Genomic DNA, 14,999 nt, shown 5'->3' on the forward strand with positions numbered 1-14,999 from the left:
TGTTTTAAACAAGATGGGGAGGGGGGTATAGTTGGTGTTACTCTTAGTCTTGCTTGTTTTAAACTTACGGTAGAAGCGCCCGACCCCGTACGTGAGGTCTCTTAGTCTTGCTTGTTTTAAACGAGGAGCTGCCGTTCCCCGTCCGCCTGCCGGACTCTTAGTCTTGCTTGTTTTAAACCTCCAGCGAGCTTGTCTTCGCCGAGGATGCGCTGTCTCTTAGTCTTGCTTGTTTTAAACGCGCGAGGGTGGTGGGTGGTGAAGAGGTTAATCTCTTAGTCTTGCTTGTTTTAAACATGGGAAACAGGGAGCCGGGAAGAGCACGCTGGCGCTGTCTCTTAGTCTTGCTTGTTTTAAACCCGCATCCTTCACGAGGTTGGTCCCGGGACCACTCTTAGTCTTGTTTGTTTTAAACGCGAGAAGGTGGCGCAGCGGCTGGCGAGTAGCTCTTAGTCTTGCTTGTTTTAAACAGAGAGGCGCAAGCCAAGAGGACTGGGACAGGCTGGCCTCTTAGTCTTGCTTGTTTTAAACTGTTCTCCAAGTCTTTGATTTTCTCTATTTTTTCTCTTAGTCTTGCTTGTTTTAAACCGTATCACCTCCAAAGCAAGGACAGAGTGCTTCTCTTAGTCTTGCTTGTTTTAAACTGCTCTCCAAGTCCTTTATCTTATCAATCTTCTCTCTTAGTCTTGCTTGTTTTAAACATTGTAGGCATATGGGAGTGTGAGTCCAAGTCCCACTCTTAGTCTTGCTTGTTTTAAACGAGGGATTTGGGGTAGGCTCCCATGAGTAAGGGCTCTTAGTCTTGCTTGTTTTAAACGATGTCTTGTGTTTGATAGTCGTTGTTTTCTCGACTCTTAGTCTTGCTTGTTTTAAACCCTCAAACGAGCGCAGCGACAGCTCAGGCTCCGCCTCTTAGTCTTGCTTGTTTTAAACGGAGCCGCAGGCGTAGGTCGCGGTCAGGCGGCTGGACTCTTAGTCTTGCTTGTTTTAAACACATTGATGATTTCAAGCACCTGGGCGCCTACCTCCTCTTAGTCTTGCTTGTTTTAAACTGATAGAGCTACCGCCCAGCGAGGAGTACCGCGTCGTCACTCTTAGTCTTGCTTGTTTTAAACAAGGCCATCGACGTGATCGGTGAGAAGGTTATGCCTCTTAGTCTTGCTTGTTTTAAACAATGTCAGGTGGTTCTGTAGCAGCGCCAGACCTCTTAGTCTTGCTTGTTTTAAACTAGAACCGTCTTGGCGAACTCCGTCTTCTCTATGCCTCTTAGTCTTGCTTGTTTTAAACAGAGAACCCCAAAGGCAGAGGAGCGCACTACGCAACTCTTAGTCTTGCTTGTTTTAAACGCATCGAGAAGACGGAGTTTGCAAAGACAGTGCTCTCTTAGTCTTGCTTGTTTTAAACTTTTCAATAGATACTAGGTCTACGCTAACCCACTGCCTCTTAGTCTTGCTTGTTTTAAACCAACGGTCACCGGTTTACCTTCCCTTGTGTACCCTCTTAGTCTTGCTTGTTTTAAACCTGAAGGCAACTTCAATTGCGCCATGCCCTCCGCACCGGCTCTTAGTCTTGCTTGTTTTAAACAAGGCTTCGCCCCCGCCGTCAGCGCGCCCATTGGCAACTCTTAGTCTTGCTTGTTTTAAACCTGGCGGAGGTGCTGGGGCTGTGAGCGGCGGGCCTCTTAGTCTTGCTTGTTTTAAACGTAACTCGAAGTGAACCTTAGCATCTTCGACCGTGACTCTTAGTCTTGCTTGTTTTAAACGAGTGTGGCTGGCCCGAGGAAGGTGTGCCCGCTCCCGCCTCTTAGTCTTGCTTGTTTTAAACTGGCGTCTTTTTCTCTGTGTTTTCCTGGTAGTTATGCTTTTTCCCTAAGTGCGGTCTGAAAGGCTCCCGCGCACGGGAGCAAAGCCTCCCAGCGCTTTCAGAGCAAAGTATTTATTTTGGTGCCCACGTGATGGTTCCGAAGCCGTTCTGTCTGGACTCCCCTACTCCGGCTATTTCGGCGATTTGTAATGTGCGCTTGATCTCATCTATGTACTTGGTTTCCCCCGTGTCCAGGATGTACGTCACTTTTCCGAGGAGTGCCGGCTCTATGCCTCTGAAAGGTACTAGAACCGGCCTGAGTGTAGTCAAACTGTACCAGGTTTCCACGAGGAGGCCCAAGGTTCTCATAGCCTGAAGCACGAGCTCGGTGCTTACAGTGTACGTTGATTTTTCGAGCATGTAGGCGACAAACAGCAACTCGTAGGCCGAGGGGCTGAACTTCGGGAGCCTTGAGGGGGAGAGGACGTTGAAGGGCTTGACGGGGCCTTTAAGGTAGACTGTGACCCTATCCGAGGTGACGTCCTTCTCCGAGAGGCTGGACGTGACGTCCGATAACCGCTCCAGCTTATACGTGACCAAATTGTCTCCGATCTTCACGGTTAAGGGGTTTCTGAGATCCGCGAGGGCCTTTTCGGCTACTCCGACCAAGGCCGCATCGCCGCCGAGGTGCAGGATGTACTCTTCGCCGCTTAGCCTCACGGGCTGAACCTCCCTCTTACCTTCCTTACGCGCAACTAGGGGGGTCACGACTTCACCGACTTCAAAGTCCCCCTTTCCAGGTTTAAAGAGGGGCGAGATGTGGAGGGGGCTCACCATCCCCCTTACTCCCCGGAAAATTCTCAAGTTCTTCACAAGGGCGTATACAAGGGTTTTAGACAGCTGACCTGTGAAAACAGTAACAGGCTCGCTGGCCTCCACAGTCAGGTAGACGCGTAACGCCCTGTACACGTGCCCACCCCCCGCTAAAGCAGTTTCACTTTCTGTGTACCAGCAAATCGTGCTTCAAGCGTCAGGGGCACTTCCCTCTTAGTCTTGCTTGTTTTAAACACAACACTTGGAAGTTCACGGGGTTCATAAGGCTTACCGCCTTTTTTGCTCCAGTGGAGAACGCACTGGCTCGCCCGAGTAGCGTCCTTGAACCCACATCGGTGGGGTTACAACATTAAATTTAAATGAGCGTGCTTCAGGAGAATTAAGGTGCAAAAATTGGGGTTATCGCCCGTACTGGGCCTTCGCGACAGGTTCAACGTGGCCTACACTCTTCTACCACCCCCGCTGTCTTCCCTTCCGGCGAAGTACTGGTCAAGTGTAAGCCTCCTGCTCCATAGCTACACGGTCGGGCGGGCGTTCGAGGAGCTGGTCGGAGCCTACTTCAAAGACGATGCCGAAGCCCCAACACACCGCGAGGCTTTCATCATAGGCTTTATCCACGATCTCGGGCAGAAGCTAAGGCTCCGCGGCAAAGCTTCTGAGGGCCCAGCTCTGGACTGGTTCCGAGAAAGGCTCGAGCTCCTCGGTATGGCGCGCGACGAGATCAGGCACTACGAGAAGTACCTGTACACCAACCCCGCGGAGACCGGGAAGGATCCTAGCTATCCGGACGAGGTCTGGGCACTCCTTAGGCTGGCAGACCAGTTGCAGGGCGTGGGCAATCCGCTGGAGGTCGCTGGCTTACTAGGCGAGGTGAAGGCCAGGCTTCACAGAGAGCTATATGTTAAGTACCTAAACGTTTCTCTGCCCCAGCAATATCTTCGGGCCCTGATCAGTACGGCGATTGAGGACTATCTCCAAAAGTACACACGGGAAAGCTCCGAGATCGTGATCCCTATCTCGACGCCGATGGGCGTGGCGGTTATAACAGATAACCCCGACCTCCAGGTGGCAATAGACTGGGAGGAAATAAGGGAGGGCTTTGGGGGTGGGCTCCTAGATGCTCCTTCGGAAGAGAGATTAAGGTGGTGCGCGAGATGCTGCGAAGACGACGAATGCCGCTCTCGCTGTAGCGGAAAGGTGAAGCCTCAAGAGTGCAGGGAAAACGGCTATACTCAAAGGGACTGCGAGGAGGGCTTGCACCCCGACGGCTCGGGGAACTCGTACAAAATTGCCCTAGCCTATTACGGGCACAACGGGGAGGATGGGCTTCGAGTCGTGCTACCTGAGGGTGTCAAAGGCATGTTTCAAGGCGTGGTCGTTAACGGTGTCGATTATGCAAGCGGTGAGTCCACGTGTCCTATTTGCGGGCTAAGGACGCCCGTGGGAGTGCCAGGGGACTTTATTAAGTTCTTTGGCGAAAGGCTCAAGACGGAGCATTGGGCAAGACGGCTGTACCCTGGTAATGTGAATGTCATTATGAGTGGTATAAAGGAATACGCGATTGATCCCCTCTGCTTAGGAGACATAATCATCAGGAGCACATACTTTGACGACATACTGGTGTCTCTCACTCTTAGAGTGTTCACCCCACTTAATGCTCTAGCAGAGATAGCCACCCTGTTGGGTGCTCTTGTGAACCTATGCCGCGATAGGCGCTTTTCCTGTAGCGCAGCTCTGGAGGACACGAAGCGCGTGCTTGAAAGCTTAGGGAGCACAAGAGACCGGACGAGGATCCCCGTGTATGACGCCTTTACAACGGCAATCAGTGCGTCATGGCGGGAGAAGCGAAGAAGCCACTTGGACGAGTGGGTTGAAGACATCACTCTCGCCGGGGTTCTGGCGGGGTGGGGGTTATACCCGCTCGTCATCTCGCCCGCGATACCGACAGTGCCGACGGAGGTTGTGCTGTCCTACTACAAGGGGCAGAAACCTCTCTATGATTTTAGGCCATCAGACCGTCACTATGGGAGCTTCCTGCCCTATGTATCCGTAACCATGAGCTCCTTGGAGGAGCTTAGCGATAGAAGATCGCAGGGTGAGAGCCTTCCCGCACTACTTGAAGTACTCGACTATCCCCCAGACGTCTCTCCTGTGCTGGCTCAGTACGGGTCGCCCCACATGTCGTCTCTCCTTGAGTCGTTTGAGAAAAGGATTATGGGTGGTTTATGATGAGTGAAGAAGTGAAGGAAACTGTCGAGCTGTGTGGTTACAAGCCCGATAGGTTTCTATCCTACTACGTATCCGCGCTTTCCGGCATTCTCGGACCGCTGAGACATGGGGAGAAATCCACGCACGCCTATGTTAAGGAGGTTAGAAAGGCCTTGGAAGAACTACTCTTCAGCTTTTGGGACAAGGCGGACGAGATGATTCCTATAATAGCCGACTCTAACATACCTGATGACCTCAAATCCCCGGAGGCTAGAAAGTGCTTCAGAGAGCTCATTGCGGGCATGCTAACTAGGTTCAGGGAGGTGGGAGATAAGCTTCCGATCGGCGCTAGGATAAGGCTAATGAACATGATCACAGCCGCTCTAGCAAACATAGCAAGGTCTAAGCAATTGTCGCCGGTAGGCAAGGAGATTGCAGATACATTTTTTAAGCCAAAGAGCGATAAGGAGAGTGAGGGTGAGGCGGAGTGAGCCAGCCCGAGTGGATTAGCTCTGTAAAGCCGTGCCTACGTGGTGTCGGCGAAAAAGGCAGACTCTTCCCCAACGGTAAAAGAGTCGAAGTCGTGTTCGCGGTGAAGGCGGTCAACTTCCTGCTCCTGCGAACCGAGGGACCCGGAGACATAAACGAGGCCACCTTGCCCAAATCGGGTATAAGCGTGCCAGTCATACAACCGCAGAAAATAATGGCGGTCGTTAGAAGGAGGATGCTGCAGTTGCTCAGGCAATACCGCGACTCCGGCGCCGACCTTAGGCCCTTCATACTTAAAGCAAAGGAGATGGGCTTTAGGAAAGCCGAGGAACACCTGACCAACGGGTGGGAGTGCACGATACAGCCACCGCTCGCAAGTGGTGGAGAGAAAGCAACCGACCTTGGGATAGACGGCTACTGCCCGGCTTGCACAATATTCGGGGCCGCCCTCACACAGAACCAGTACGAGGAAGCCGGAGGAACGATGAGCATCGGTCTCAAAAGCAGGGTTCACTTTGACCCCGCTTTCGCGACGACTCGTGCTATACAACCCGAGACCCACAACAAGGTCTCAGAGGGCTACGCCTCCACGACCGGTGGAGCGCTTTTCAGCGATGTTCACGTCATGCCCGGGACGGTTTTTATGGGCAGGGTCGTGCTTCACGACGTAACTCTACCAGAGCTACTCGCTGTCTTGTACTCCTTAGCAACTACAGAGGAGATAGGCGGGAGGAGTAGCATCTTCGGAGGGATAAGGATGGAGCTGCTCGGCATTAGGTGCGGAAACTACTCGAAGACTACGGCCCTGGAGCTGGCCGAAGAGTATGCGGGGAGAAACGTTTGGGATCTTGAGGGCGTTTTGAAGCGGCTCAATGAGCTCGGCTTTTCAAAGCTGAGCAACGAGGACGTTACGCGGGCGGTCAACCCTATTGAGAAGGATGGCATCTTCAAAGAGCTCTGGCAGAGTAGCATTGATTACGTCGAGCAGATGCACGGGCTCATACAGTCCATGCGCGGAGAAGGGCAGAGGGGTAAGGGAAGGAGAGGCGGCAAGAGACAGGAGGCGTCGGAAGAACAGTAAAGCGGGGATGCACAACGCTCCACTTCTATCACGCCGAGGCGAAGGTTGAGGGCTTCCTCTGGCACCACGCTAAATCTCAACCCTCCACCGACTTCTACATAAGCCAACCGAACCTGGTTTTCCACAACTACGGCTTCACGCTCGCGCTCTCAGGTTTCGCCGTTGACCCCGACGTAGGCTACGCCTCGCTGTTCGGGAAAACCAAGTACAAGAAGCCCCTCGAGCTCTTCGCGAGGTACGGGGTTTACGCCTACCCACTTCTGGTGACCAGGGCCCTGCTAAAAGAGACGCTGATGGCCGCATCCAATGAGGGGAATGTAATGATTAGGGGGCAAGGTAGACTCGCGTACCCGGTGTACACGAAGGTTACGATCCTTATGCCTGGGAGCGAGCTCAGAACCCTCATCATATCGGAGCACGAGTTGCCCGAGTATGTGGTTGTGGAGATTGGCACGAAGAGGCGGGGCGTGCTTAGAGTGCGACTCCACCGAGTGGAGCCGCGAGAAGAGGTTAACGTCGAGGTAAGCCACCCGTTCAACGTGGCGGATACCGTGGAAGTCATCGGCTCCACGGTTTTGCTTCCGCACGAGGCAGGTAGCGTGGCAGCCTTCGGGAGGGCGACGCGGGGGTACACTTACTTAGTGCAGAGCGGTGGGCGATCGATCCGGGTATCTCTTCCCGCATTGAGGGATGTTGAGTGAGTGGTGGATACACGTTTAGAGTCCCGGCATTCTCCATCCCGTTCGCGGGGAGCTACCTCTCCAGCTCCCTCCAGCTGAACCAGTTTCAGTTGGCCGTAAGGCGCCTCATCAACGATCACGGCAGGGACGTTCTGCTCGTGGCCCCGACGGGTGGCGGTAAAACCCTCACCCTTCTGCTGAACACGGAGCACGGGGAGACGGGATTGCGGGGCTTCGTCGCGCTGTATCCGAACAACACCCTGCTCAGGAACCAGCTGTGCACCGTTGAGGATATTATCGTTGAGCACATGGGTGGGAGGCTTGAATACTCCTCAGGCCTCTGCGGCGGCGAGCACTGCTCAGAGGCCCCTGCGCCTCGAAGGTGCGAGTGCCTGCACCTCTCTGACGATGCGTGCGTGGAGCCGCTCACTATCTACAACGTCGACGTAAATAGCTGCGGGGACGCGTGGGCTTGCTACGAGCACGTGGGGCTTCTAGCTCTCTCGGGAAGGTACATCGTCTCAACCGATGGAAAGTCGAAGAGGGAGATCCTCTACGGGCTCGTTAGGAAAGCGATGGAGTACACTAGGAGGGGCGGGCTGTACCTGATCGTCTTCGCCACCCCTGATACATACCTCCTCGTTTCCACGGGGGCTTACAGGGACTTCGAGGGTGTCGGCAGGACAGTTCACAACATGCTGGTGGCGCTGGCACGTGGGTTCCGCAAGGAGGAGCTCGAAGACGTGCTGAGGGAGACCGGCGCCCTGACGCGAGGCGAAGCAGACGAGGCGGTTGCCGTTTTCCAGAGGCTCGGCTTCCCGCTCTTCGTTGACGAGTTCCACCTTTACGACCCCTACGAGCTCGACGCGCTCGCGGCCCTGCTCAAGATATACAAGGACTTCGTCGAATTGCCTGTGGTGTTCTCCTCCGCAACACCCGCGTCCGATACCCTGACGGAGCTCTCGGACACCCTGGGAGAGTGGGGAGTTGAGCTAAGGCCAGAAAAAGTGGAAGCCGAGGTTATGAACGGGCTCGGGGGCTTCGCCGTGAGGGGAGAGACCTTATTTGAAGTGATCCCCGTCAAAACCACCAAAGGGGGCTTGGCGGCCTTCTACGAGGCCTGCGATGAGATCCCGGGGATCGTCCTTGATGACCTGCTGGACGAGCTTAAGCTGCTCGGCGACGGCAGGGCTCTCGTGATCGCGGAGAGGCTCTGGATGGTGCCGGTGATAGTCCGTGGTCTCCGGGATGCGGGGATCGAGGTGGACTGTATCGCCTCCATTACGCCCGCCGGAGAGTGCAGGGCGGGCGCTCGGGTGATAGTGGGGAGCGAGGCGACCACGCAGGGCGTTAACCTCGGGAGAGTCGTCCTCGGGGTGACGGCCGGGACGTCTTCGGAGGACGTGATTCAGAGGATAGGCAGGGTTGGGCGCCGGGGCGTGAACTCCAAAGTGTACCTTGTGGCTCCGGAGAGGGCCTTGGAAAAGGCGCCCCCCTCTGGCGTGATGAGCTACTACGAGCTGGTCTCATGGGTGTCAAAAGTCTACCCAGACTACCCTAAGCGGAGGAAGAGCGTGGCCGCTCTCATCCCGGAGAGGTACCGCGAGGTTAGGAGGAAGCTGATATACTCCGTTGCCGTCGCCTCGCACGCTAGGGTGTCGGGCTCCTCGGCACTCTTCAAAAAAGTGTCCCTGACAAGCGAGGACGCCGCAAGGATCCTTGGAGGAGTTATATCGGATGCCCAGTCATTGGCCAGGCTTCTGCTATTTCGGAGAAGCGGTTTCACCATCAGGTACAGGGTCGAGGGGGGCGTTGTGGGTGGTGCCGGCGCTGAGGGAGAGACCAGCATCGGCCTCATATCGCGGAACTTTGCAGTTAATGGATTGGAAGACGGAGTGCTGGTCATATCTCTAGAGAAAGCCAGGCATCGCCTTAAAATTTACCGCCGGGGCGTCTCTTTGGAGCCATTCAAGGGAAAGCTAGTCGACCTGCGAACTCTTTTAACTCTCGTTAAGGGGACTCTAAGCGTGGGAGACGTTCAGCTCGGGCCGGAGCACATACAAGACGGGTCATTTGCGCTCGTGCTCGACTCCAGCCCTGATCTTACCGAGTATCTCTCTTATACGGGTGAGGGGGCTGCCGTAATGGATGATAAGTTCGCTGTTGTTTTCGTCTAGGTGGCAGGGGTGATAGTTGTTGTCGCCTACGATATTGGGGACGAAGAGAGGAGAGGAAAGTTGCGCAGATACCTGCGAAGATTGGGCCTCGCTCGAGTTAACAGAAGCGTCTACGCCGGTCCAGGAACATCCACAACCGCCAACCTCATTGCCGAGAAGTCTAGAGAAATCGTTGGCGAGGACGATTCGGTGTTTATCATCGTCGTTAGAGAAGACGAGTACCGGGGGGCACATGTTTTTGAGGGCAGAGATCACTACATCGTGCGCGAACGAACATTCGAGGTTTACTAACCTAAACCTCTTAGGCTGGGCCCTTGTTTGCCCACACGCCTTGGATCTGCTGAGAGAGGGCGCTGCGCCGTTGCTGAGCCCCGAATACCCGACCGCCAGCGAGTCCAAATCCAAGCACGAGCAGATGAAGAAGTACATCAAAAACGTTGTGGAGAACCTCCAAAGCTCTCAGTTTAAGATCTTGGACTCCAGCGAAGAGTACAGGCTACAGCTGGGCGTCAAAAGCAGGGGCGTGTGGCTCTGCGCCGGGTCATCGGCCGACATCGTTCTAATCACGGCTATGACAACTTTTGAGTCACCCCTAGTCCTCTACGTAGAGGTTACCTCTTCTAAGATTAACATCGCAAAGCCCTGGCAAACCCTCCTCCGAGGGCTCGCCCTCTACTATGAGAGGAGGTTGCCGGTGGGTATGATAATAGTCTCGCCGCGTGAGGTGCGGTACAAGCTACTTTGCGAGAAAGACCAGCTTAAGGTGCTGAAGCTCCTTAACAGAACAGGCGCCCGTGTTGAGCCGAGCCCCAACCTCTGTAGCCTATGCGAGCTAGCTAGCTTCTGCCCCTCGAAGGCGATTTAAGTGAAGCTACTGGTGTTAAGGGACACGGCCGAACTTAGAATCAAGGGGCGCTCATCGCTGGCCCTTTCGCTCGGCGACAGAGAAAAAGAAGTACCCATACGCGACGTAGACGCGGTTCTAATCATTGGGGGTAACGTGAAGATTCAAGCATCTGTACCGGCGGTTCTGTCCTTGCATAACATCCCTCTAGCCGTGCTTACGCAGGACGGTGTATCCATACTCTCTAGTCCAGTTGTGACGAGGTACAATAACTACAGGAGGTTGCAGTACCAGCTGAACAAAACCGATGCCCTTCACATCGCTCAGCACTATTTAGAGGCAAAGGTTCAAGGTATGGTGAACATCCTCAAGTACTACAGAAAGGATCCCCCAGCACTACCGCCTAAACCAGAGCCTTCAAGTGACCCGTCGGTCTACGAGCGGGAGCTACGCACGTGGGAAGCTGAAACCTCGAACATGCTCTGGGACAGAATATTTGGGCTGCTGCCTGAACGAGAGAGAACGATTCTTGAGGGTACTTACGGTGTGTCCGGCAGGAAACCCAGGAGCAATGACCCCTTCAACAAAGGTTTAAGCGTCATGTACGCAGTTCTCTACTCCTTGGCGACGAAGGCACTACTCGCCGCCGGCCTCGACCCGACTTACGGCTTTCTGCACAGAACAAGATACTCGACCCCGCTCACCTTCGACTACGTAGAGATGTTCAGACCGGTGGCTATTCAAGCGATGGTCGAGCTGGTCTCCAGAACCGGGTTACCGGCAGTAGACGAAGATGGAGAGCTGACCAGAAGCTCCGTCAACGACGTTATAAAGCACTTCTACGTGTACATGACTTTAAGAAACATAAAAACCGGGAAAAGCATTTACCAGTACATAATTCTCAAGGCGTACCGCCTAGCAGCGCACCTGGAAGGCCGTACTCCTACCGCTGAACTCACAGTGATTTGGAACCGCCGAGCCTATAAGTAATATAAATACTTTGCTCTGAAAGCGCTGGGAGGCTTTGCTCCCGTGCGCGGGAGCCTTTCAGACCGCACTTAGGGGAAAAGCATAACTACCAGGAAAACACAGAGAAAAAGACGCCAGTTTAAAACAAGCAAGACTAAGAGACTCAAGGGCTAATGGGGATAGACGTCGATTGTGTTTAAAACAAGCAAGACTAAGAGCTGAGAGTGGTGGGGGTATTCCACATCCACTGCATAAGTTTAAAACAAGCAAGACTAAGAGGGACGGAGGCCTACGGCATGATTTCCCGTGTATTCGTTTAAAACAAGCAAGACTAAGAGAAGTATAGGCTGTCGCTGTGCGGGATACCTAGTTTAAAACAAGCAAGACTAAGAGCTGCCACGTGAATAACAGCTGTTAAAGGCTATTTGTTTAAAACAAGCAAGACTAAGAGGAGATATTCGAGCGGGTTGCTTGAGGGACTGGGTTTAAAACAAGCAAGACTAAGAGCGAAGGCACAGGCCCTGGTCGAGGATTATAAAAGTTTAAAACAAGCAAGACTAAGAGGCACGGCTTCTACTATGCCTCCGATGAGACTGCGTTTAAAACAAGCAAGACTAAGAGATGCCAGTATTGGGAAAGCCGGCAAGCCGATTGTCTTGGGTTTAAAACAAGCAAGACTAAGAGCTGGCTGGAGTTCGTGTTTGAGTGCATCGGCATGTTTAAAACAAGCAAGACTAAGAGCCACGGCCGCCACCACGTCGTCGATCGTGACGGGTTTAAAACAAGCAAGACTAAGAGTGTCTTTGGAGGATGTGCGCGGGGTTTACAAGAAGTTGCGGCACTTATCAGATGTTTACAGACAAGTTTAAAACAAGCAAGACTAAGAGATCAGCAAAACCAGCAGCAGGCACAGGCGCAGCGTTTAAAACAAGCAAGACTAAGAGAGCTCGCGAAGAAACTTGTTCAAAACAACCTCTACCACACGTTTAAAACAAGCAAGACTAAGAGACTATTCCCTGAATGCTCGCGTAAACTGAAACTGGTTTAAAACAAGCAAGACTAAGAGAGCTCTAAGTATGCCACGAGGCCCAGGATTATAGCCACGTTTAAAACAAGCAAGACTAAGAGCCTCGTGCAACAGAGCTTCGAGGTGTGGCTCGTGTTTAAAACAAGCAAGACTAAGAGTAGACGTTGGTTCCGTATACCTCGAAATTAACTAGTTTAAAACAAGCAAGACTAAGAGTTAGCACCAGTTAGGCCGGGGGAAGGCTGCAGGTTTAAAACAAGCAAGACTAAGAGTGTAATAGCTTTTCACGCCAACCGCCTCTCCGGCGTTTAAAACAAGCAAGACTAAGAGGAGGGGGTTATGGGGGTTCGAGCAGAACTCCGCGTTTAAAACAAGCAAGACTAAGAGGTAGTTGTAGTTAGTAACGGCAAGATACTTGGTTTAAAACAAGCAAGACTAAGAGCCGGTGGTGAGGAAGGCCACCGCGTCATCTATCGTTTAAAACAAGCAAGACTAAGAGAGGAGCGGAAAGATCGCCGTCGCCCCGATCTTCTGTTTAAAACAAGCAAGACTAAGAGTCCCGACCGGTGCGCCGGGCTACCAGTGGTACGTTTAAAACAAGCAAGACTAAGAGGGCGTGCGTACCGTTGGTGTAGACGACCGCCAGCTGGTAGGCGCCCGTTTAAAACAAGCAAGACTAAGAGCCGAAAGCAACGTAGTCGTCCACGCCGTCGAAGTGTTTAAAACAAGCAAGACTAAGAGAAAACCTTAAAATGCGCCTCCGCTTCCGTTAGTTTAAAACAAGCAAGACTAAGAGCTTTGTCGAAGAGTGGGATAAGCTCCCCGACTGACGGGTTTAAAACAAGCAAGACTAAGAGACGTGTGGTATGTCATGGACAGGCTGATGTGGATAGTTTAAAACAAGCAAGACTAAGAGGCGTATCCTTCACGAGGTTGGTCCCGCTACGAGTTTAAAACAAGCAAGACTAAGAGACGGCGTTGCGGCGTCCAGGATCCTCGAGAAGTTTAAAACAAGCAAGACTAAGAGGCGGTATCGTACACGTCCACCCTCACTCCCAGCCACCCTCTCGTTTAAAACAAGCAAGACTAAGAGACCCAGAGGATCCCAGCCTAGCTCAGAAGCGTTTAAAACAAGCAAGACTAAGAGCTGTGAAAGCCAAGGCAACCATGAATACCGCGCGTTTAAAACAAGCAAGACTAAGAGCTATCCCCACGAAGCCGCGGTTCGCGTGCTCCCGCTTTATCACTCCGGTTTAAAACAAGCAAGACTAAGAGTCGTAAGCTGTCTCTTCCCACGCTACGAGTTCGTTTAAAACAAGCAAGACTAAGAGACATGGAGATTTTACGTGCTCTAGCTCAGGGTTTAAAACAAGCAAGACTAAGAGGCATTCTTCACGAGGTTGGACCCGGAACCAAGCGTAGTTTAAAACAAGCAAGACTAAGAGCGCGCATCTGCGCCAGCAGGGCGGCGCGCAGCGCCATGTAGTCGTTTAAAACAAGCAAGACTAAGAGATTGGATTGGTAGACGTGACCTTTCGGAGCGTTTTGTTTAAAACAAGCAAGACTAAGAGCGAAAACCATAACGCTTCAGGCCACTTCAAGTTTAAAACAAGCAAGACTAAGAGGTAACGATGCAAAACCCAACCACATCCAAGCAAGCCCCAACGGCCGGGTTTAAAACAAGCAAGACTAAGAGTTCACCATGACTATGATGTCCACTGGGGCACCGTCAGGTCCGTTTAAAACAAGCAAGACTAAGAGATATCCCCACATTCTTCAAGCCACGACTCCAGTTTAAAACAAGCAAGACTAAGAGCCGAGCCCGACCCGGTTGTCCAAATCCTGAGGTTTAAAACAAGCAAGACTAAGAGTTATCGATTTAGGGGTTGATGGGCATGAGCAAGTTTAAAACAAGCAAGACTAAGAGAGCTAGAGGGTTGCATCGAGGAGGTAGGTCGCGAGGGGGTTTAAAACAAGCAAGACTAAGAGAAGAGCACCTGCCACGCCAGCCACAGCTTAGCGTGTTTAAAACAAGCAAGACTAAGAGGGTTTTCCGGTTTAGCCAATAGTGCTAAACGGTTTAAAACAAGCAAGACTAAGAGTGCTCATAGCCCTTGCTTACATTGCTAGGATAGTTTAAAACAAGCAAGACTAAGAGAGGGCGTTCTTCCCGGCAAGAGAAGGTGATGAGCAGGTTTAAAACAAGCAAGACTAAGAGTTGCGAGCAGTGGGAGTTCTGCGCCGATGAGGAGGAGTTTAAAACAAGCAAGACTAAGAGAGTGGCTCCTTAATTTATGGCTCGAAAACGGCTGGTTTAAAACAAGCAAGACTAAGAGACCATCCGGATAACGTGCTACTGCCTCTCGGTTTAAAACAAGCAAGACTAAGAGTGAAGAACGCTCCCAGGAAAGATAAAAGTAGAGTTTGCGGGCGTTGGAAGGACTAAGAGTGAAGAACGCTCCCAGTAGCTCGAAGAGCACCAAGTTTAAAACAAGCAAGACTAAGAGTAAGCGCTTTTCACGTAAGCCCACCCGTTGAGTTTAAAACAAGCAAGACTAAGAGGGGCTCACGGGCTCTACTCTCGGCAGTTTCCAGTGGGGTTTAAAACAAGCAAGACTAAGAGTCGACCCCCAGGAGCTGTGGGACTTCGCGTGTTTAAAACAAGCAAGACTAAGAGGAAAACAGAGTTTGTCGGCGTGTTTCTTGCCCCCTTGTTTAAAACAAGCAAGACTAAGAGATGCGGGGAATACGGCAATGAGAACAAGATAGTTCGTTTAAAACAAGCAAGACTAAGAGCCACCTCTAGGACTGTGCCAGCCTCTATACCTCTGTTTAAAACAAGCGAGGCTAAGAGCGTGTTATGCTTCTCCACGGCGTCCTGGAAGCTAGC

At 52.4% G+C, this 14,999-nt stretch carries 9 protein-coding genes and 4 CRISPR repeat arrays (1 of these 13 running past the window's edge); of the genes, 8 read left to right on the forward strand and 1 reads right to left on the reverse strand.

The window, feature by feature from the left end; genetic code table 11:
- Positions 1-1,821: a CRISPR direct-repeat array (repeat unit 24 nt; unit sequence CTCTTAGTCTTGCTTGTTTTAAAC) (it extends 773 nt beyond the left edge of the window).
- 111 nt (positions 1,822-1,932) lie between these two features.
- Positions 1,933-2,769 carry a hypothetical protein gene (locus tag ACNO7C_RS06610; RefSeq protein WP_460024326.1) on the reverse strand — a complete coding sequence of 279 codons (837 nt, stop codon included), beginning with the start codon at positions 2,767-2,769 and terminating at the stop codon, positions 1,933-1,935.
- A 258-nt stretch (positions 2,770-3,027) separates the two neighbouring features.
- Between ACNO7C_RS06610 and ACNO7C_RS06615 the strand changes: the two genes are divergently transcribed.
- The 8 genes from ACNO7C_RS06615 (at position 3,028) to cas1 (ending at position 11,103) form a co-directional block, all read left to right on the forward strand.
- Complete coding sequence (locus ACNO7C_RS06615) at positions 3,028-4,863, forward strand: hypothetical protein (protein ID WP_460024327.1); 1,836 nt, start codon at positions 3,028-3,030, stop codon at positions 4,861-4,863.
- Positions 4,860-5,333, forward strand: coding sequence for a hypothetical protein (locus tag ACNO7C_RS06620; RefSeq protein WP_460024328.1), 474 nt, complete (start codon positions 4,860-4,862; stop codon positions 5,331-5,333). Before ACNO7C_RS06615 ends, ACNO7C_RS06620 begins: the two co-directional genes overlap by 4 nt.
- Positions 5,330-6,412, forward strand: coding sequence for a type I-D CRISPR-associated protein Cas7/Csc2 (cas7d, locus tag ACNO7C_RS06625; RefSeq protein ID WP_460024329.1), 1,083 nt, complete (start codon positions 5,330-5,332; stop codon positions 6,410-6,412). Before ACNO7C_RS06620 ends, cas7d begins: the two co-directional genes overlap by 4 nt.
- Positions 6,413-6,732: 320 nt before the next feature.
- Positions 6,733-7,113 (forward strand): hypothetical protein, encoded by a 381-nt coding sequence (locus tag ACNO7C_RS06630; RefSeq protein ID WP_460024330.1) that lies wholly within the window; start codon positions 6,733-6,735, stop codon positions 7,111-7,113.
- On the forward strand, positions 7,110-9,269 hold the full coding sequence (locus ACNO7C_RS06635; protein WP_460024331.1) for a P-loop NTPase family protein: 2,160 nt from the start codon (positions 7,110-7,112) through the stop codon (positions 9,267-9,269). Before ACNO7C_RS06630 ends, ACNO7C_RS06635 begins: the two co-directional genes overlap by 4 nt.
- Before the next feature lie 9 nt (positions 9,270-9,278).
- Positions 9,279-9,560 (forward strand): CRISPR-associated endonuclease Cas2, encoded by a 282-nt coding sequence (gene cas2, locus ACNO7C_RS06640; protein WP_460024332.1) that lies wholly within the window; start codon positions 9,279-9,281, stop codon positions 9,558-9,560.
- 70 nt (positions 9,561-9,630) lie between these two features.
- Positions 9,631-10,134, forward strand: a complete 504-nt coding sequence (locus ACNO7C_RS06645) for a hypothetical protein (RefSeq protein ID WP_460024333.1) — start codon at positions 9,631-9,633, stop codon at positions 10,132-10,134.
- Positions 10,135-11,103 (forward strand): CRISPR-associated endonuclease Cas1, encoded by a 969-nt coding sequence (gene cas1, locus ACNO7C_RS06650; RefSeq protein WP_460024334.1) that lies wholly within the window; start codon positions 10,135-10,137, stop codon positions 11,101-11,103.
- Between the two features lie 116 nt (positions 11,104-11,219).
- A CRISPR array of direct repeats spans positions 11,220-11,881; the repeat unit is 24 nt; unit sequence GTTTAAAACAAGCAAGACTAAGAG.
- Between the two features lie 64 nt (positions 11,882-11,945).
- Positions 11,946-14,500: direct repeats of the CRISPR family, unit length 24 nt; unit sequence GTTTAAAACAAGCAAGACTAAGAG.
- 92 nt (positions 14,501-14,592) lie between these two features.
- A CRISPR array of direct repeats spans positions 14,593-14,963; the repeat unit is 24 nt; unit sequence GTTTAAAACAAGCAAGACTAAGAG.
- The last annotated feature ends 36 nt before the right edge of the window (positions 14,964-14,999 follow it).

Source organism: Infirmifilum tikiterense (genome assembly GCF_054696565.1).

What these genes read in the sequence shown, in the direction of transcription:
- ACNO7C_RS06630 (WP_460024330.1), top strand. Translation starts at nt 6,733, where the DNA reads ATGATTAGGGGGCAAGGTAGACTCGCGTACCCGGTGTACACGAAGGTT.
- ACNO7C_RS06620 (WP_460024328.1), top strand. Translation starts at nt 4,860, where the DNA reads ATGATGAGTGAAGAAGTGAAGGAAACTGTCGAGCTGTGTGGTTACAAG.